Raw genomic sequence first — 17,824 nt, 5'->3', positions numbered from 1 at the left:
GGTCGTGGGCCGGTCAGCTGTTGGCGTTGAGGACGGGGTAGAAGCCGGACGCGTGGCCGGTGGCGGTGGGGTGGTAGGACTCCCAGGTCGGCGAGATGACGATGGAGTGCAGCCAGTCGTCGCCGGAGCACAGTTCGTGCCCGTTGAACGTGGTGCGGACGTCGCCGAAGACGAAGCCGTGCGCGGCGGCCCTGCCCTGGATGACACTGTCGAGGACGTCCGAGGCCTCGTCGATCTTGCGGTGCTTGGTGTCGCTGAGCCCGATGCAGAAGACGTTGAGGGTGTAGAGGTGCGGGTAACCCAGGACGACCACCTTGGCGTTGGGGGCCTTGGCGCGGATCGCGGCGTAGGTGGCGTCGAGGCGGGCGGGCAGGGTGTTTTGCGCAAACGTCTCCGCCTGGTTGACCCTGTTGACGCAGTCGGAGTCCGAATCCGTGGCGCAGGCCGTCATGACGTCGGCGAAGCCCGCGTCGTTCCCGCCGATGGTGACGGAGACCAGCGTGGTCGCGGAGTTGAGGGGGCCGAGCTGGGAGTTCGTCACGTCGGTGGTGACAGCGCCGGAGCAGGCCGTGTCCGCGAAGGACGACGGGGCGTGCGCGTTCTTCCAGAGGTAGGGGTAGGAGCTGAGGCTGCGGTGGCAGCTGCCGCTCGCGCTGTCGTAGTTGCCCGCGCCGTTGCCGGCGGAGTACGAGTCGCCGAGCGCGACGTACACCGGTCCGGCGGCCTCGGCGGGAGCGGCCAGGCCCAGGCCGATGAGGGCTGCGGCGCCCAGAGCTGCGAGCAGGGACAGCGACTTGGTCGATCTCACGGGACCTCCAGAAGTGGAATGTCGGATTCCATCGGGTGGCGCACGAAAGGAGCGTGAGTTTGCTGTGTGCATGACAGGTCAACCCTCTTGCGGCACTCCGCCTTCGCGCTCCGGTCTCGGGGGAGCGGGACCAGGGCGCCGGTGAACAGGGAGGGCCGCCGCGAGAGGGCGGTGAGACACCCCCGGCGGGCCGGTGGGGGTGGTGTGCGTGCCGCGAGGGCGCGGCAGGGCGGCCGTCAGTGCATGCCGGTGCCGTACGGGTTCGGTATGCCGGTCACGGGCCTTGAAGTGGGAGTCGAGGTGCGCACGCGACGGTGGCGGGTCGGCGGCCTCCGTGAGGTGCTCCCGCCGCATGGTCGCGGGAGGGCGGGCTGATCCTCGGCGGAGATCCGTCCGTGCGGGTGATGGGGAGGGTCGTCGGGGTGGTTGCCGTCATCGGGCCGGGCGCTGTGGCGATCGGTTCCGTGCGTCTCGCGGTGCTGGGCTTCTTGATCCGCATGCGTTCCTCCTGTGGGGGGATGCGGGTCAGAGGGGCGAGTGGGTGCGGCATACGGGCCCGCCGGTTGGACAGGCTGGACGTGCTCCTGACAAGTTCAATTCTGAAGTATCGTGACCCCAGAGGCTGTCGGCAAGCCGTCGGTCGCAGAATTTACGCGCGTAACACCTGGCCCTCCGTCGCAATGCGACCTGCGCGCGTCCTGCGCTCACTCGCAGTGCGCCGCGCTCCGTCACACGCGTGTGCGACGGAGCATTTTGCAGGGGGTCCTTACTGCCTTCTGCCCCGTCAGGTCGGCAGGCCGAACTGCTGGTTGGTGCCGACGGCGTGGGCCCGGAGAGGAGCAGGACGACTGGGCCGAGTTCTACCCGAACCGGCTCGGGTTCAGCGCGCCGTGGGGCGGGTTGTGCGACACGTGAGGGGACGTGCGCTGTGTCGGCCGACGACGCGTGAGAGCGGTCGAGGACCTGGTCGGGTTGCCGAGCGGCCCCGGGTGAGTCGGCGGACCATGCTGCCGATCCTTGTCCGGCGGATCATGGTTTCGGAGTGGGCCGCGCCGGTCTCGTAGTCCGGGGCCAGGCGCCGGTAGGGGCCAATGGGCTCCGTCGAGCCTTCTGCGACGGCCGACCACCCGCCTTCGACGCGGAGGCGTACAAGTGCCGCAACGTCGTTGAGAGGTGCTTCAGCCGACTCGGCAGTACCGTGCGGCAGCGGCCGGCAACCCACTCCAACAAGCCCGCGGACCTACCGGGCCGGGCTGCGGATTGCCTGGCTGAGCCTCTGGCTTCGCGAGCCCTGACTGGCAGGTACTCAGCGCCCAGGGGGCAGGGCAGTGAGAACATCCGATGGGATCCCGAGCCGACCCAACCGGGACAGTAGCTCTGCTTCCTGTTCCTGCGTGACCTCAATCCACAGGGCCGTTCCCGAGTCGCTGGCGCTGAAGACCAGTCGGCCGTGCCGCCGGCCTTCGGCGTGGATTGTGTAGGGTGCCAAGTCCGTCAGCACCTTGAAGTGCCCGTCGTCTCGGACATCGAGGTCGATCCCCATTCCAGGATCGGACCGCCTGGACCGGGCACCGCTCACGACCTCCTGCCGAGCCAGTGACAGCGCGTGCTCGTACGAGGGCAGGACTTCCGTCGGCCAGGCGTCATCGCTGTAGGCGTCGATATGGGCTGTGTCGATGCTTGAACGCAGCACGTCAAGCGCTTCGCGATGAGCACGCACAACGTCCGCAGGGCGAACTCCCTCCACGAGTACGAGCTCGCGGACCCGGACGCCATCCTGACTGATCACGTGCGAGACCCTCCCACAGGAAGTCACCCGATTCCACCGAGAAGAACCGCCGCGCGTGATCATTGTCGGCCGCGACCTACGGCGTCGGCGCGCTTGCAGGGGCCAGGCCGCGGCGTCGAGGCTGGAACCCCGCGGGAAGGCGCGGAGCCCGGTCTCGGTGTTGTGCGCCCGTCGAGGGCTCCCCGAACACAGCCGGGAAGCGGATCCGGCCGGACTCCCCGGACCGGCTGCTTCGCCCCGCAGGGTGCCGTCACGGCAGGCGTGGGAAGAACGGTCCGATCCCCGCGCGGGCGGGATTCCGCCGCGGTCCGAGGGTGCGGGTAGGGGCACCGGCCGGCCGCGGACGGCGCCCGGGCGTCGGTGAGGGGGACGGCGGCGTCCGTGAGGGACGTGCCGGGAGTCCGGCTCCGGCACCTCGTACGCGAGCGGAGCGAGCCGGTCCCCGCGGACGGGTCAGGCGGACGGGGGCAGGGCCCGGCCGCGCTTCTTGAGCTGGGCGTTGACCGTTTCCAGGAGTTCGTCGGAGAGTCCCTCGTCGGCCACGGCCCGGGACATGAGCACGGCGCCGACCAGGGCGCTGAGCGTGAGTACGGCCTCGGCCCTGGCGTCCGTGGCGTCGGCGTCGTCGGTGTCATCGTCCAGGCCCGCGATCAGGTCCAGGTAGGCGCGGACCTGCCGCTCGTAGGCTTCCTTGAGGTGGAGGTCGCCCCCGGTGTCGTCACGTCCGGCGGCGGCGCCGAGGGGGACCAGCGCGCAGCCGGTGCCTGGTGTGTCGCGGTGCTGCTTGGCGAGGTACGCGTCGAGGAGGCCGGCCCGCGCGTCCTGGTCGTTCTTCCGCGCGGCCCGCTCCATCTTGGCGGAACCCTCGGCGAGGGCGGCGGCGGCGGCCTGGGTGACGAGGTCGTCGCGTGAGGCGAAGTGCTTGTAGAAGCCGCCGTGCGTGAGCCCGGCCTCCTTCATGAGGTCCGCGATGCCGAGGCCGCCGATGCCGTCGGTGCGGACCTTGCGCGCGGCGATCCGCAGGACTCGCTCGCGGCTCGCCGCCTTCTCCGCCTGGGAGTGGCCCATGCCGTGCCTGCCTCTCGTGGATCGACGCGGTGCGCCTCACACATCTGGATGACGGTCATCATACACCAGCACGTCGAAGGTGAGGTGGGAGGTCATGCGCTTGACTTTCAGGATGATGCCCATAATCCTTAATCTGGATGTCAGGCATAAGCCAGATTGGAGCTGGAACCATGTCCCAGAGCTATGACCCACACCGCACGGCCGTTCTCCTGATCGACCCCTACAACGACTTCCTGTCCGAGGGCGGCCTGATCTGGCCGCGCCTGGAGTCCATGGCGCACGAGACCGGTCTGCTGGACCACCTGCGCTCCGTCATCGGTTGCGCCCGCGAGGCGGGCGTACGCGTGGTGTTCGTTCCGCACCGCCGCTGGGAGCCGGGTGACTACGAGACGTGGGACCACCCCAACCCCACCCAGCTCAGCATCATGGAGCGGCACAGCTTCGCCCGCGGCACCTGGGGCGGTGAGTTCCACCCGGACCTTCAGCCGCAGGCGGCGGACGTCGTCGTCGCGGAGCACTGGGCGCAGAGCGGGTTCGCCAACACCGACCTGGACTTCCAGCTCAAGCAGCACGGCATCACCCACGTCGTGCTGGTCGGGCTCCTGGCGAACACCTGCATCGAGTCCACGGGCCGGTTCGCCATGGAACTCGGCTACCACGTGACGCTGGTGCGCGACGCCACCGCCGCCTTCAAGCCCGAGATGATGCACGCCGCGCACGAGCTGAACGGCCCCACCTACGCCCACGCCATCACCACCGCGGACGAGCTCATCGCCGCGTTCGAGGGAGCACACGCATGACCCTGACCGGAGAACTGCTGATCGGCGCGGCCCGGGTGTCCGCCACCGCCGGGACCATGAAGGCGCTCGACCCCGCCACCGGGGGACTTATCGAGCCCGAGTTCGCCTTCGGCGGCCTGGCCGAGGTCGACCGCGCGGTCCGCCTCGCGGACGACGCCTTCGACAGCTACAGCCACACCTCACTCGCCGAGCGGGCCGCGTTCCTCGACCTCGTCGCGGACAAACTGGAGGCGGTCAGGGACGAGCTCGCCGCCCGTACCGCGCTGGAGACCGGTCTGCCGGCCGGCCAGCTGGAAGGCGAGGCGACCCGGACGGCCGGCGTCTTCCGCAGGTTCGCCGACGTCGTCCGTGCGGGCCGCTTCCTCCAGGCGGCCGTCGACACCGCCCAGCCGGACCGCCGGCCCACGCCGCGCATGGACCACCGGCTGCAGAAGGTGGCCCTCGGCCCGGTCGTGATCTTCGGCGCCAGCAACTTCCCGATCTCCTACTCCGTGGCGGGCGGCGACACCGCCTCCGCGCTCGCCGCCGGCTGCTCCGTCGTCGTCAAGGCCCACAACGCCCACCCCGGTGGATCCGAGATCCAGGGCCGGGCCATCCAGCAGGCGGTCGCCGAGGCGGGACTGCACGAAGGCGTCTTCTCCCTCGTCCGCGGCGCCGGCAACGAGATCGGCGAGGCGCTGGTCGACCACCCTCTGGTACGGGCGGTCACCTTCACCGGCTCCGAGGGCGGCGGCATGGCCCTGTACCGCCGGGCCCAGCTGCGGCCCGACCCCATTCCCGTGTTCACCGAGATGACCAGCGTCAACCCGACGTTCGTCCTGCCCGCGGCCCTGGTGGCCCGCGGCGCGGAGATCGGCGGCGGCCTGGTGCAGCGCGCGATGTACAACGTCGGGCAGGCCTGCCTGAAGCCCGCCGTCCTCCTCGCCGTCGACGGACCCGGCTTCGGGGAGCTGCGGGACGCCGCGACCGCCGAGGTGCGCAAGGCGGCGGCACGGACCATGCTCACGCCCGGCATCCACGACTCCTACACCCGCAACGCGCGGCGTATGGAGGACGGCGGCGCCGCCCTGGTCGGCACGGGCACGGACCCGGCCCGCGCCGGGGACGGCCAGGCCCTGCTGTACGAGGTCACCGGCGAGCGGCTGCTGGCCGAACCCGCCCTGCGCGAGGAGGTCTTCGGCCCGGCGGTCCTGCTGGTGAGGCTGACCGACGCCGAGCAGTTGTTCGAGGTGGCCCGTGCCTTCCGCGGACAGCTCTCGGCCACCCTGCACGCCGACGGCGCCGACCGCGCCGCGGCCGAACGGCTCCTGCCGATCCTGGAACGGCGCACCGGACGCATCGTGTTCAACGCCTTCTCGATCCCTCAGGAGGTCTCCCACGCCACCACCCACGGCGGCCCGTTCCCAGCGACCTCCGACAGCCGCTTCACCTCCGTGGGCATGGGCGCGATCGAACGGTTCGTCCGCCCGGTCACCTACCAGAACTTCCCGGACGACCTCCTGCCTGAGCCGCTGCGCCAGGCGAACCCGCTGCGCGTCTGGCGGCTCGTCGACGGCGAACCCGGTCGGCACTGACCGACGACTCCCTACGGGCTCCGTCCGCCCCTCCAGGACGGAGCCCGTCCGCTCTCCCGAAACGAAAGGCATCCCTGTCATGTCCCTCACCGACCGAACGGAGACGGAGAACCGGCCGCGCGCGGCGCGTGACCGTGTCCGGGAAAGGCTGCTCGGCGCCTGGCGGCTCGTGTCGTACACCGCCACGAGCACCGACGGCGAGGTCATCAGTCCGCTGGGCCCCACGCCGTACGGCCTGATCGTCTACACCCCCGAGGGATACATGTCCGCCCAACTGGGCCGCGGCGACCGCCCACCTCTGCGGTCGGCGCGCCTGGAGGACGCGGCGGACGACGAGCTCGCCCGGGCCGCGGCCGGCTATCTCGCGTACGGCGGCCCGTTCGAGGTCGTCGGGCCGGCCACCGTCGAGCACCACGTCACCACCAGCCTCTTCCCGAACTGGATCGGACGGTCCCAGGTCCGGCAGGTGAGCTTCGACGGCCCCCTGCTCGTGCTCCGCGTCGCCACCCCCACCCGCCTGTGGGGCGCGGACCGCACCGCTGAACTCACGTGGAGCAGACTGCCCTGAACCGGACCGGCGGCCACTGCCGGGCCGGCCCGGTCGGGCGTGCTTGCAGCGCGGCTCTTCGGGCGGGGCGTCTGGATGGGCGGTACGTGCCATGGCAGTCGGATTCGGGAAACGATGCCTCCGGCCGCACTCGGAAAGTTGGTGGACACCGCCCGCTCCTCGGTCGTCGGCGTGATTCGCGCGCGACGGTGTCAGGGGGGCGAGGTCGGGGTGGGTGCGGCCGGGCGCTTCGGCGGTGCCGGGCCGCCCCGTGGTTACAGAGTGGGGGTCAGACGGTCGGTGAGCGCCGGCGGCGTTTCCTGGTGCGGGCCGGGGACGGGGCGGCGGTGGCCGCCCCGTCCCGGACGCCCGCGGTCCGGCGGTCCGGCGGACGGGTCGTCTGCTTCATGGAACTCACGTCACTTGGCCGCGGACTGGGCCGAAGTCAGCGCGTCCTTGGGCGAGGTGGAGCCGCTGAGGGCGGACTGGACCGCCTTCCACATCTGCTCGGAGATCTTGGGGTACTTGGTGCCCAGGTCGTCGCTGGTGGGGGCCACGTAGGACAGGGTCGTGTCGGTGTGGAGCAGGTTCTGGCTGTTGCTCAGGCAGGACACGAGCTTTTGCGCGGTGGCGTAGCGACCGGTGTCCTTCTGGACGGGGATGGTGACGAGCTCGCCGCCTGTAGGAGCCGCGGCGTTGCCTCCTGCGGCGGCCGGGATGGGCAGGACGCCGTAGTCGAAGCCGGCCTTGTCGGCGTTGGCGAGCTGCCAGGTGCCGTTCTCGCTGAACGCGAAGTCGCCGCTCGCGAACTCCTGCCAGCTGGTGGTCTGGGTGTTGTTGAGCACGGAGTTGGGCGCGTAGCCCTTGTCCAGCCAGTTCTTCCACAGGGAGAGAGCGGAGACGGCCTGAGGGGAGTCGAGTTGGGTCAGCTTGGCATCGGCACCCCAGAACCAGGGCAGGAACTGGAAGCTGCCCTCCTCGGTGCCGATCGCCGAGAAGGTGATGCCCTTCTTGCCGGCCTGCTTGACCTTCGCCAGCGCCGCCGTCAGTGAGGTCCAGTCCTTGACGGAGGCGATGTCCACACCCGCCGCCTTGAGGACCTTCTTGTTGTAGTAGAGGGCGAGGGTGTTCGCGCCGATCGGTGTGCCATAGACCTTGCCGTCGGACTGTCCGGCGGCAAGGAGGTTGGGGTCGACCTTCGAGGTGTCCAGCTTGTTGTCGCCGGTGGAGGTGAGCACCCCTGCCTCGGCCAGCGTCGACACCACGGGGTTGTCGACGATGAGGACGTCCGGTGAGTTGCCCTGCTGAGCAGCGAGCAGTGTCTTGTTGCCCAGGTCGCTGGTGTCGAACGCGGTCCGCTTGACCTTCACCCCGGCTTCGGTGCCGCAACCGTCCAGCAGCTTCGCCCAGGCCGACGTCCTGTCGAACTGCGGATAGGGATCCCAGATGGCGTACGAGCCGCCGTCGGCGCCGTTGGTGCCGGTGCCGCCCGACCCCGAGGAGCAAGCGGACGCACTGGTGGTCACGGCGACGGCGGTCAGCGCTGCGGCGGTGAGACGGCGTCTGGCAGATCTGTTCAGCGCCCATTCCTTGATGTTCGGGCACACGTGTGCCGTTGCTGGGGAGACAGCGGGAAGCGGACATGCCGAATGCCGACGGTCAGGTATCGGGTGCTCGGGATGCGTGGGGCCGGCAGGGAAGAGGCGAGCGGGCGAACGGGGTCAGGCGTCGGCGGACGGTGTACTGGTGACCGGGCCGGTGCTGGCCCGCAGCGAGATCGGCGGGACGAGGAGGTGGTGGCGAGGCGGCGCCTCGGGATGGTCGAGCCGCTCCACCAGCAGGTCGACGGCGAGTCGGCCCATCTCCTCCGCCGGCACGTCGGCCGCGGTGAGCTGCGGGGTGACGGTCTCCGCCCAACGGGCGGCGACGATCCCGGTGACGGAGAAGTCGCGCGGCACATGGCGGCCCGCCCGGGCGAGCCCCCGGTACAGACCGCCCAGCGCGGCCTCGTTCAGGGTGACCAGGGCGGTGGTGGCAGGGTCGTCGCGCAGGATCTGCTCCAGGCAGGCCTGGCCGGAGGCGGCGTCGTCTCCGCAGCAGTAGGTGCGTACGGTCAGCCCGCGCTCGGCGGCGGCTTTGGTGAAGCCGTCCAGGCCCCGGTGCGCGGACTCGTACCCGGCCCGCAGCAGCTGATTGGGCCGGTTGACCAGGGCGATCCGGCGGTGACCGAGGTCCGCGAGGTGATGGACGCAGGCCGCCGCCAGCGCGGTGTGGTCCAGGCCGACCCACCAGCCGCCGTCCGGATGAGCGGTGCGGCCGATGGCGATGTAGGGAAGGTCCAGGGCGGCCAGGTGATCGATCCGGTCGTCCTCGAGCCTGATCTCCATCAGGATCGCGCCGTCGACGCGTCGCTCTCCCAGCAGCCGCTGGAAAGAGCGGTCACTGTTCGCGCCGCTCGGGGACAGCAGCACGTCGTAGTCGTAGACCGCGGCCGCCTCCACCACACTGCCGATGAAGTCCAGCTGCATGCCCGTGTAGTGGTTTCCGGCCGGCGGAAACACCAGGCCGATCGTGCTGGTCCGGCCGTTCGCCAGGGCCCGTGCGCTGGCGTTCGGACGGTAACCCAGTTCGTCGATGACCTCCTGGATCCTGCGGCGCGTACCGTCCGACACGGGACGCTTGCCGCTCAGCGCGTACGAGACGGTGGAGCGCGAGACACCGGCTCGCCGGGCGATCTCACCGATGTTCACAGCGGCTCCTTACTCGAACCGATTCACGCCCCGGACCGTCCGGCCGCAGAGGCTGATGGGAGAGGGTACTGCGGTGAAACTCATCGAGCACTGATTGTCGAACCGGTTCGGTGAAGCGAAGGTAGGAACGACTCGGAGGGCTGTCAATGCCTGCGCCGAAACTTCTCGAAGCAGTGCTGCAACCCGAGTTGTCCATGGTCCCGCCGGCTCCAGATGTGTTGCCGCAAGGCTTTTCCCACTGCTAGGTACCCGCGAACCGGTTCGACGAAGCGATCCTTCTTGGGAGGAACCCCACCGAGCCCACGACCAGGATCCTTGCCACCGGAAACGACGCCGTCCGGCTCGTGGAACAGCTCTGCCGGTACGGAGCGGACCGCATGACCGGCCCTCGCGTTCAGGCCGTGCGGCAGATCATGATGCAGAACTGTCACCATGATGCTCAGCACGTGGTGACGGCCATCGCCGTCACCATCGAGCGCCTCGGCCGGACTGTCACCGGCTGAGGAAGCCCCGCACCCAGCCAGCCGACTGCCTTCCAGAACTACCTCGGCCGGCGCGAGACTCCTCGCCGAAGTCCTGCCGAACCCTGCGTAGTTGACCCGCCGACACCGAGACCCCCGACCGAGTCGAGCTCAAGCGCTGTAGGACTTACGACTTGGGGAGCGACAGAGGTCGGGTCCTCGGCGGTGACCGTGCAGGCGGCCGTGCCATGCTGCTCCTCCAGCACCCCGCCCGGTGACGGAGGCGGCTCGAAAACTCCCTGGACCGTCCGACCCGTCTCGGCCATGATCCTCCCGTGACCACCTACCTGGAGTCCGAGCGCCTGATCCTGCGCCCTTTCGCGGCCACCGACGCGGACCTGCTGATCGAGCTGGACAGCGACCCGGCGGTGATGCGCTACCTGACCGGCGGCGCTCCGACCCCGCCGGAGGAGGTCCGCGACCTCGCCATCCCCGGCATCCTCGCCGGCTACGAGCGTTGGGATCACGACCTCGGCCTGTTCGCCGCGCACGAGAAGGACGGCGGCGCGTTCGTCGGCTGGTTCTGCCTGCGTCCGCTGCGCAGCGGCCCGCGTGAGGAGGCCGAGCTCGGCTACCGCCTGCGCCAGGCGGCCTGGGGACGGGGCTACGCCACGGAGGTCTCGCAGGCGCTGCTGGCGAAGGGGTTCGCCGAGCTCGGCATCCGTATGGTCTGGGCCGAGACGATGACCGTGAACCGCCCTTCGCGCAACGTCATGGAGAAGCTCGGGATGACGCTCGTGGAGAGCATCCCCACGCCGGACGACATGATGACGGTCGAGGGTTCCGAACACGGGGGTGTGCGGTACGAGATCACGAAGGAGCAGTGGGAGCGGCGGCAGGCGTAGGCGCTGTGGGGCGCGGGGCCCTGGATGTGAAGTCATCAGCCTGCGCGGCCTCGTCTCACCGTGCCCTGTCGGGCATATCCCGGCGGCATCCTGCCGAACACGTCGCTGAGCTCGCCCCGGCAGGGGAGGCGCAGCAGGATTCTGCGCTGCGGGAACGGCGCGGCGGGTCGCCGTCGCGAGGCCGGTGCCGGTCCGAAGCATCGTCTGGTGTTCGTCGACCGGGTTGCGGCCGGGCGCACAACTGGCAGCTGGACGATGGTGAGCAAGCCGTGCTCCGCCGCGTATGCACGTCATCGACCGCGGCGATGAACATTCAGATGGTCCCAGACCACCACGATGGGACCGCCGAGCTGAAGGTGAGCCCGCACGAGTAGATCGCGGTGGTCCTGCGAGGTGAAGCCACGGTGGGCACCTCGGTGACGGCCCTGGACACCAGGACGGTGGATCACCCGGCTCCGTTCGCCGGACTTGAAGCACACCAGTGCGGCCATCGAGACGGCGGCCTCGTTCTCGAAGACCAGCCATGCCCCGAGCGTCGCCGCGGTGGCTCCGCCCGCACGCGTCGCCGACTGGACGCGCTGGGACTGGTCGTGGACCGTCCGGCGGCCGGGCCGGCGGGTCGCCCGTATCCGGCGGCGCAGCTCGGCCAGGTCCTGCTCCGGAACGTGCACGCGAAAGGGCCGGATGCTCTGTCTCTCGCTCGCCGGGACCGGCTTGGCCGGGCTCTCCCGGGCCCGCATGCCGACGGCCCCGGTCGCGGCCCTGGTCGCCGCGTCGGCATGGCCGCGACCGACGTGGAGAGGAACGTCCGGCGGGAGTGCGAGCGCGCGGGCTCGGGCGTCACGGATCTCCTTGCTGTGGGACCGGATCCTCGAAGCCGGATGATTACCAATAGTAACGACATCTCGTCGACTGCGAGCATGCGACTCGAATGGCGTCCACCCGGACCGCCGTGGCCATGGCGCGAACGGCCGTGACGTCGTCCATCAGCCGTCTCAATGACCGAGACGGGTTTTGACATTAGGCGATCTTATGGCGGATAAAGTACTTGCTTTGGCCACGTTGTGACTTTCCGTGGCGGTCCACCCCAGCTAGCCGAATGAGTACCGACGTGTCCGTCTCCTTCGCCTCCCCGGCCCCCGTCGACCCGCGACAGGACTGGGACGCCTGGCGTGCCGGGCGCCGTCGTGCGCTCACCTCGCCGACCGGCAACCTCGCCCTCGTCGAGACCCGCTGGCTCCCGGCGGGGGAGGAGGCCGACGCCGACGCCGCCCGGGCCGGGCAGCCCGACACTGTGACGGTCACCACGCTGAGCCGCACCGACCTCGTCACCGGCGAGCCCGAGCACGGCCTGCGCTTCTGGGACGCCGACGCGCCCGCCATCCGCCACTTCGAAGGCGTCGACACCTTCCCGTACGACCCCGCCTGGGTCCTGGAAGCCGCCTACACCCCGGTCCCGGGCGCCCGCCGGATCGCCTTCGAACACATCCGGGACAACGGCGGCAGCCGCGACCTCGTCGTCCCCGGCGACATCACGCTCACCGTCGACGGCCGCGAGTACACCCTCAGCGCCTTCGACGACGACGGCACCCTGCTGCTCGTCTTCGGCGACCCGACCAACGGGGACACCACCTACGGCGCCGGCCGCTTCCTGTTCGTGGAGCGCACCGCCGACGAAAGCCGGGTGGTCCTCGACTTCAACCGGGCCTTCGTGCCGCCCTGCGGCTTCTCCGATCAGTACAACTGTCCGATGCCGCCGCGGCAGAACCGCTTCCACCTGCCCGTCGAGGCCGGTGAGAAGCGCCCCGTCTTCCGCGACGGCTTCGCCGCACAGCACTGATCGCCCGACGCCCCCTCCCCGTACCGCAGCACGAAAGCGCACGCACGCCATGAGACTGAACAAGCCCGCCCTGTACGCCGCCGCGACCACCGCCACCCTCGCGCTCGCCCTCACCGCCTGCGGCGGCTCCGCGACCAGCGCCTCCGGCGGCACCTGGGACAAGGACGCCACCGTCAACATCGGCTCCCTGTACGAGCCGCAGAACCTCGACAACACCGCGGGCGGCGGCCAGGGCGTCACCGAGGCCCTCAACGGCAACGTCTACGAAGGACTCTTCCGTCTCACCGACGACGGCAAGGTCGACAAGCTCCTCGCGAAGGACTACACGACCAGCGCCGACGGCCTCACCTACACCTTCACCCTGCGCAGCGGCGTGAAGTTCCACAGCGGCAAGGAACTCACCAGCGCCGACGTCAAGTACAGCCTCCAGAAGGTCCTCGCGGACGACTCGCAGTCCGCCCGCAAGAGCAACCTCGAGGTCGTCAAGGACATCGCCACCCCCGACGCGCACACCGTCAAGGTCACGCTGTCCCAGCGGTCGATCTCCTTCGTCTACAACCTCTCCTACGTCTGGATCATCAACTCCCAGGCGAAGAACCTGAAGACCAGCGAGGACGGCACCGGCCCGTACACCCTCGGCAAGTGGACGCGCGGCTCGGCGCTCAGCCTGGACCGGTTCGCCGGCTACTGGGGCGACAAGGCCGCCAACAAGCAGGTCGTCTTCCACTACTTCAAGGACGCCACCGCCCTCAACAACGCCCTGCTGACCAACGCCGTCGACGTGGTCACCAGCGAACAGTCCCCGGACGCCCTGGACCAGTTCAAGAGCAACCAGAACTACAAGGTCAACGACGGCAACTCCACCACCAAGCTGCTGCTCGCCTTCAACGACAAGGCCAAGCCCTTCACCGACGTCAAGGTGCGCCAGGCCGTCTCCGCCGCCATCGACGACAAGAAGCTCCTGGAGTCGGTCTGGGGCGGCTACGGCAAGCTCATCGGCTCGATGGTGCCGCCCACCGACCCCTGGTACGAGGACCTCACCAAGGTCAACGCCTACGACGTCACCAAGGCCAAGCAGCTGCTCGCCGAGGCCGGTTACGCCAAGGGCTTCTCCTTCACCCTGGACACCCCCAACTACGACCCGCACCCCACGGCCGCGACCTTCATCAAGGCGCAGCTGGCCAAGGTCGGCATCGACGTCAAGATCAACACGATCACGCCCGACGAGTGGTACACCAAGGTCTACAAGAACCACGACTTCACGGCGACGCTCCAGGAGCACGTCAACGACCGCGACCTGGTCTGGTACGGCAACCCCGACTTCTACTGGGGCTACGACAACAAGCAGGTCACGAAGTGGGTCGCGCAGGCCGAGGAGGCCACCACGACCGCGCAGCAGACCGACCTGCTGAAGAAGGTCAACCGTCAGACCGCCGAGGACGCGGCCAGTGACTGGCTGTACCTGTACCCGCAGATCGTGGTCGCGAGCACCAAGCTCTCCGGCTACCCGCTCAACGGCCTGAACTCCCAGTTCTACGCCTTCGACATCAAGAAGAAGGACTGATGGGGCGCTACCTCCTCAGACGCCTCGCCTTCCTGGTGGTGTCGCTGGTGATGGCGAGCGTGGTGCTCTTCGTTCTACTGCGCCTGCTGCCCGGCGACCCGGCCAACGCGCTCACCGCGGTGGGCGCCAGCCCGGAGCAGATCGCCGCGGCCCGCCACTCGATCGGCTCCGACCGGCCGCTGCCCGAGCAGTTCACCCACTGGCTCGGGCAGCTGGCGAGCGGCGACCTGGGCACCTCCTTCGTCAGCTCGCTGCCGGTCGGCCCCGAGGTGACCGCCCGCCTGAACGTCACCGTCCCCCTGACGCTGGCCGCGTTCGTGCTGGCCGTCCTCGTCGCCGTGCCCGTCGGCTTCGTCGCCGCCCACAAACGGCACACCTGGTACGGCGCCCTGCTCAGCGGGGTCTCCCAGCTGGGCATGGCAGTACCGGTGTTCTGGCTCGGCATGATCCTCATCGCGGTGTTCGCACTGAACGCGGGCTGGCTGCCCTCCGGTGGCTTCCCGCAGGACGGCTGGGCCGCGCCCGCCGACGCCGTCCGCTCCCTGGTCCTGCCGGTCGTGACCATCGCCCTGGTGATGAGCGCCTCCCTGATCCGCTACGTCCGCTCGGCCACCCTCGACGTCCTCGGCAGCGACCACCTGCGCACCGCCCGCGCCCTCGGCGCGTCCTTCCCGGCGGCCATGTGGCGGCACGGGCTGCGCAACGCCTCCGTACCGGTGATCTCCGTACTCGGCATCGAACTCGCCTCCACCCTGCTCGGCGCGGTCGTCGTGGAGTCCGTCTACGCCCTGCCCGGCCTGGGCTCCCTGCTCGCCACCGGCATCGCCCAGCACGACTACCCGGTGATCCAGGGCGTCCTGTTCGTCTCCACGCTCGCTGTCCTGCTGATCGGGTTCGTCGCCGACCTCGTGCAGCGGATCGTCGACCCGCGGCTGCGCGGCCGGCTGTCGGGAGGCGCCCGATGACCACGACCGACGTCCTGGACAAGGCCCCGGTCACCGCGCCCGCCCGCGGCCGCCGCCGCTCGGCGACCCTCCTCGCCGGCTGCACCCTCACCGGCCTGATCGTGCTGCTCGCGCTCGTCTCGTTGGTCTGGCTGCCGTACGCCACCGACGACACCTCCGGCGGCCGGCTCGCCGGTCCCGGCGGCGGACACCTGCTCGGCACCGACAAGCTGGGCCGGGACCTGTTCACCCAGCTGATGACGGGCTCGCGGATCGCCGTCGAGGCCGGTCTCGGCTCGGTGCTGATCGCCGCGCTGCTCGGCGTCACCCTCGGGGTGCTCGCCGCGTTCGCGCAAGGATGGCTCGACGACACCCTCGCCGCCTTCCTCGACATCCTGATCGCCTTCCCGACACTGCTGCTGGCGATGCTCGTCGTCGCCGCCCGCTCGGCCACCCTCGGCTCCGCCGTCCTCGCCATCGGCCTGGCCCAGAGCGCCGTGGTCGCCCGGCTGGTGCGGATCCTGGTCAAGCGGGTCCTCGCGCAGGACTACGTGACCGCCGCCCGCACCTCGGGCACCTCCTGGCCCCGCACCGTCGCCGGGCACGTGCTGCCCAACATCTGGCCCACCCTCGTGGTCAACCTCGCCCTCCAGTTCGGCCTCGCCGTGCTGGCCGAGGCCGGCCTGTCCTACCTCGGTCTCGGCGCGCCGCCGCCCAACGCCTCCTGGGGCCGCATGCTCCAGGAGGCCCAGGCCACCTTCACCACCGCCCCGGCCGGCGCGCTGGCCCCCGGCATCCTGCTGGTCCTGCTGGTCGTCGGCGTCAACCTGATCGCCGACGGGCTGCGCGACACCCTCGACCCGGCGACCCGACAGAGGCGGTCATGACCCTCCTCGACGTAGCCGGCCTGACCGTGCGCACCGCCGACGGCCGCACCCTGGTCGACGACCTCTCCTTCCGGATCGACGCGGGCGAACGGCTCGGCCTGATCGGCGAGTCCGGCTCCGGCAAGTCCCTGACCACCCTCGCCCTGCTGGGCCTACTGCCCGACGGGATGCGCGCCGAGGGGAGCGTGGCACTGGCCGGCACACAGGTCGTCGGCGCCACCGAGAAACAGCTCACCGCGGTCCGCGGACGCCGGGCGGCCGTGGTCTTCCAGGAACCGCTGACCGCCCTCGACCCACTGATGCGGGTGGGCCGGCAGATCGCCGAGCCGCTCGCCCGACGTACCGGCTTCAAGGGCAGGCAGCTGCGGACCGCCGTGGGGGAGGCGCTTGACCAGGTCCGGCTGCCCGAACCCGGCCGGATCGCCCGCGCCTTTCCGCACGAGATCTCCGGCGGCCAGCGCCAGCGCGTCGCCCTCGCCATGGCCCTCGCCTGCGAGCCCGACCTGCTCATCGCCGACGAACCCACCACCGCCCTCGACGTCTCCGTGCAGGCCGAGGTGCTCGACCTGCTCGACACCCTGGTGCGCGAGCGCGGGATGGCCGTGCTGTTCGTCAGCCACGACCTCGCCGTCGTCGCGAAGATCGCCGACCGCGCCCTCGTCCTCAAGGACGGCCGGGCCGTCGAGGAGGGGCCGGTCCTCGACGTGATCGGCACGCCGTCCGCCGAGTACACCAGGACGCTCGTCGCCGGAGCCCGCAAGCTGGAGGCCGCCCTGGACCTGAGGAGCGCCCGATGACCCCCGTACTCGAACTCGACGACGTGGCCGTCCGCTACCGCGGCGCCGGCACCGACGTCGTCCAGGGCGTGTCCCTCGCCGTCGAACCGGGACAGTCGCTGGCGCTGGTCGGCGAGTCCGGCGCCGGCAAGACCACCGTGCTGCGCCTCCTGCTCGGCCTCGCCCGCCCCACCCGCGGCACGGTCCGCTTCGACGGCGACCCCCTCGCCCCGCGCGACCGGCGGCAGCTGCGCCGCTTCCGGCGGGGCGTCCAGTGCGTCTTCCAGGACCCGTACTCCTCCCTGGACCCGCGCCGCCGCGTGGCCGCCATCGTCGCCGAACCGCTGCGCTCCCTCGGCCTGGACAGCCATACGACAGCGGCACCGAAGGTGGCCGCCGCCCTGGAGCGGGTAGGACTGCCCGCCGACGCGGCCGACCGCTACCCGCACGAGTTCTCCGGCGGCCAGCGGCAGCGCATTGCCATCGCCCGCGCCATCGTCTGCGACCCGCGCGTGCTGCTCGCCGACGAACCGGTGAGCGCGCTCGATCTTACGACCCGGGTGAAGGTCGTCGACCTCCTCGCCGAACTGAAGCAGGAGCGCGACCTCACCCTGGTCATGGTCAGCCACGACCTGTCGGTGGTCGCCTCCCTGTGCGAGCGCACCGCGGTGCTGGAACGCGGCCGACTGGTCGAACAGGGCGCCACCGACCGGGTACTGGGCGCACCGGAGCACCCGTACACCCAGCGGCTGATCGACAGCGTGCCCCGGCTGCCCGCCTGAGTCAGGCTGATGACGAGGGCTGGCATCGAGTCAGGCCGAACCGCCGAGAGCCCGCCGTGCTTCGGCCCACAACCGCTCGAACTCGAACGCGGGAATTTGGGGTCCCTTGCATGATGAGGACGTCGGTCCGGCGTCCGGCGAGGCGGAGCACGGGCGGGGTGCGGTGCTTGCCCTGGACTGATCTCCATGTCGTAGCAGGCCCGCGATGCCGGGTCGCCCCATGGCTGCGAACGCGGAGAGGAATGAGGGTCGAGCACGCGGAAGGTGGCTGTCACCGTCAGCGGACGGCCGCACGGGGATGTTGCCGACGCCGCCGCGAGGACAGCTCC

At 70.4% G+C, this 17,824-nt stretch carries 17 protein-coding genes and 1 pseudogene; 12 read left to right on the top strand and 6 right to left on the bottom strand.

The features are described from left to right. Positions 1 to 13: 13 nt before the first annotated feature. On the bottom strand, positions 14 to 754 hold the full coding sequence (locus AB0472_RS09620; protein ID WP_366355184.1) for an SGNH/GDSL hydrolase family protein: 741 nt from the start codon (positions 752 to 754) through the stop codon (positions 14 to 16). Between the two features lie 1,135 nt (positions 755 to 1,889). On the opposite strand from AB0472_RS09620, the pseudogene AB0472_RS09615 reads away from it, so the two are divergent. After that, positions 1,890 to 2,103 (top strand): annotated as a pseudogene (locus AB0472_RS09615) (IS5/IS1182 family transposase); the annotation flags it as partial. Positions 2,104 to 2,114: 11 nt separating this feature from the next. Here AB0472_RS09615 and AB0472_RS09610 read toward each other — a convergent pair. Next, positions 2,115 to 2,597: a hypothetical protein gene (locus AB0472_RS09610; protein WP_366354898.1), complete on the bottom strand. Its 483-nt coding sequence runs from the start codon at positions 2,595 to 2,597 to the stop codon at positions 2,115 to 2,117. 453 nt (positions 2,598 to 3,050) lie between these two features. After that, positions 3,051 to 3,665: a TetR/AcrR family transcriptional regulator gene (locus tag AB0472_RS09605; RefSeq protein ID WP_366354896.1), complete on the bottom strand. Its 615-nt coding sequence runs from the start codon at positions 3,663 to 3,665 to the stop codon at positions 3,051 to 3,053. A gap of 170 nt (positions 3,666 to 3,835) precedes the next feature. On the opposite strand from AB0472_RS09605, the gene AB0472_RS09600 reads away from it, so the two are divergent. The 3 genes from AB0472_RS09600 (at position 3,836) to AB0472_RS09590 (ending at position 6,607) form a co-directional block, all read left to right on the top strand. Continuing rightward, a complete protein-coding gene (locus tag AB0472_RS09600; protein ID WP_366354894.1) occupies positions 3,836 to 4,465 on the top strand; it encodes an isochorismatase family cysteine hydrolase in 630 nt (209 codons plus the stop codon). Further along, positions 4,462 to 6,039 (top strand): aldehyde dehydrogenase (NADP(+)), encoded by a 1,578-nt coding sequence (locus tag AB0472_RS09595; RefSeq protein WP_366354892.1) that lies wholly within the window; start codon positions 4,462 to 4,464, stop codon positions 6,037 to 6,039. Before AB0472_RS09600 ends, AB0472_RS09595 begins: the two co-directional genes overlap by 4 nt. A gap of 79 nt (positions 6,040 to 6,118) precedes the next feature. Then, positions 6,119 to 6,607, top strand: a complete 489-nt coding sequence (locus AB0472_RS09590) for a lipocalin-like domain-containing protein (RefSeq protein WP_366354890.1) — start codon at positions 6,119 to 6,121, stop codon at positions 6,605 to 6,607. 398 nt (positions 6,608 to 7,005) lie between these two features. On the opposite strand, the gene AB0472_RS09585 is transcribed toward AB0472_RS09590, so the two are convergent. Beyond that, complete coding sequence (locus AB0472_RS09585; protein ID WP_366355182.1) at positions 7,006 to 8,166, bottom strand: extracellular solute-binding protein; 1,161 nt, start codon at positions 8,164 to 8,166, stop codon at positions 7,006 to 7,008. 141 nt (positions 8,167 to 8,307) lie between these two features. Beyond that, positions 8,308 to 9,336: a LacI family DNA-binding transcriptional regulator gene (locus tag AB0472_RS09580; protein WP_366354888.1), complete on the bottom strand. Its 1,029-nt coding sequence runs from the start codon at positions 9,334 to 9,336 to the stop codon at positions 8,308 to 8,310. A gap of 377 nt (positions 9,337 to 9,713) precedes the next feature. Between AB0472_RS09580 and AB0472_RS09575 the strand changes: the two genes are divergently transcribed. Further along, entirely contained in the window at positions 9,714 to 9,839 is a 126-nt protein-coding gene (locus AB0472_RS09575) for a hypothetical protein (protein WP_366354886.1), read from the top strand. Positions 9,840 to 10,132: 293 nt separating this feature from the next. Further along, positions 10,133 to 10,702, top strand: coding sequence for a GNAT family N-acetyltransferase (locus tag AB0472_RS09570; RefSeq protein ID WP_366354884.1), 570 nt, complete (start codon positions 10,133 to 10,135; stop codon positions 10,700 to 10,702). Between the two features lie 290 nt (positions 10,703 to 10,992). Here AB0472_RS09570 and AB0472_RS09565 read toward each other — a convergent pair whose 3' ends face one another. Further along, on the bottom strand, positions 10,993 to 11,373 hold the full coding sequence (locus AB0472_RS09565; protein WP_366354883.1) for a hypothetical protein: 381 nt from the start codon (positions 11,371 to 11,373) through the stop codon (positions 10,993 to 10,995). 428 nt (positions 11,374 to 11,801) lie between these two features. On the opposite strand from AB0472_RS09565, the gene AB0472_RS09560 reads away from it, so the two are divergent. Genes AB0472_RS09560 through AB0472_RS09535 form a run of 6 tightly spaced genes read left to right on the top strand, consistent with a single transcriptional unit; the run spans position 11,802 to position 17,495 of the window. Beyond that, the gene (locus AB0472_RS09560; protein ID WP_366354881.1) at positions 11,802 to 12,542 is read left to right on the top strand and encodes a DUF1684 domain-containing protein; all 741 of its coding nucleotides are present in this window, start codon (positions 11,802 to 11,804) and stop codon (positions 12,540 to 12,542) included. 49 nt (positions 12,543 to 12,591) lie between these two features. Then, positions 12,592 to 14,106 carry an ABC transporter substrate-binding protein gene (locus AB0472_RS09555; protein ID WP_366354879.1) on the top strand — a complete coding sequence of 505 codons (1,515 nt, stop codon included), beginning with the start codon at positions 12,592 to 12,594 and terminating at the stop codon, positions 14,104 to 14,106. Beyond that, entirely contained in the window at positions 14,106 to 15,071 is a 966-nt protein-coding gene (locus AB0472_RS09550; RefSeq protein WP_366354878.1) for an ABC transporter permease, read from the top strand. The genes AB0472_RS09555 and AB0472_RS09550 overlap by 1 nt, the downstream gene beginning before the upstream one ends. Next, entirely contained in the window at positions 15,068 to 15,937 is an 870-nt protein-coding gene (locus AB0472_RS09545) for an ABC transporter permease (protein WP_366354876.1), read from the top strand. The genes AB0472_RS09550 and AB0472_RS09545 overlap by 4 nt, the downstream gene beginning before the upstream one ends. Next, positions 15,934 to 16,734: an ABC transporter ATP-binding protein gene (locus AB0472_RS09540; RefSeq protein ID WP_366354874.1), complete on the top strand. Its 801-nt coding sequence runs from the start codon at positions 15,934 to 15,936 to the stop codon at positions 16,732 to 16,734. Before AB0472_RS09545 ends, AB0472_RS09540 begins: the two co-directional genes overlap by 4 nt. Further along, entirely contained in the window at positions 16,731 to 17,495 is a 765-nt protein-coding gene (locus tag AB0472_RS09535) for an ABC transporter ATP-binding protein (protein WP_366354872.1), read from the top strand. Before AB0472_RS09540 ends, AB0472_RS09535 begins: the two co-directional genes overlap by 4 nt. The last annotated feature ends 329 nt before the right edge of the window (positions 17,496 to 17,824 follow it).

It is taken from the genome of Streptomyces sp. NPDC086777, from assembly GCF_040702065.1.
Taxonomy (GTDB): domain Bacteria; phylum Actinomycetota; class Actinomycetes; order Streptomycetales; family Streptomycetaceae; genus Streptomyces.
The sequence above is the reverse complement of the archived record's forward strand: the minus strand, read 5'-3'. Positions and strand labels throughout refer to the sequence as shown.

What these genes read in the sequence shown, in the direction of transcription:
- AB0472_RS09605 (WP_366354896.1), bottom strand. Translation starts at nt 3,665, where the DNA reads ATGGGCCACTCCCAGGCGGAGAAGGCGGCGAGCCGCGAGCGAGTCCTG.
- AB0472_RS09600 (WP_366354894.1), top strand. Translation starts at nt 3,836, where the DNA reads ATGTCCCAGAGCTATGACCCACACCGCACGGCCGTTCTCCTGATCGAC.
- AB0472_RS09595 (WP_366354892.1), top strand. Translation starts at nt 4,462, where the DNA reads ATGACCCTGACCGGAGAACTGCTGATCGGCGCGGCCCGGGTGTCCGCC.
- AB0472_RS09590 (WP_366354890.1), top strand. Translation starts at nt 6,119, where the DNA reads ATGTCCCTCACCGACCGAACGGAGACGGAGAACCGGCCGCGCGCGGCG.
- AB0472_RS09575 (WP_366354886.1), top strand. Translation starts at nt 9,714, where the DNA reads ATGACCGGCCCTCGCGTTCAGGCCGTGCGGCAGATCATGATGCAGAAC.
- AB0472_RS09560 (WP_366354881.1), top strand. Translation starts at nt 11,802, where the DNA reads ATGAGTACCGACGTGTCCGTCTCCTTCGCCTCCCCGGCCCCCGTCGAC.
- AB0472_RS09555 (WP_366354879.1), top strand. Translation starts at nt 12,592, where the DNA reads ATGAGACTGAACAAGCCCGCCCTGTACGCCGCCGCGACCACCGCCACC.
- AB0472_RS09550 (WP_366354878.1), top strand. Translation starts at nt 14,106, where the DNA reads ATGGGGCGCTACCTCCTCAGACGCCTCGCCTTCCTGGTGGTGTCGCTG.
- AB0472_RS09545 (WP_366354876.1), top strand. Translation starts at nt 15,068, where the DNA reads ATGACCACGACCGACGTCCTGGACAAGGCCCCGGTCACCGCGCCCGCC.
- AB0472_RS09540 (WP_366354874.1), top strand. Translation starts at nt 15,934, where the DNA reads ATGACCCTCCTCGACGTAGCCGGCCTGACCGTGCGCACCGCCGACGGC.
- AB0472_RS09535 (WP_366354872.1), top strand. Translation starts at nt 16,731, where the DNA reads ATGACCCCCGTACTCGAACTCGACGACGTGGCCGTCCGCTACCGCGGC.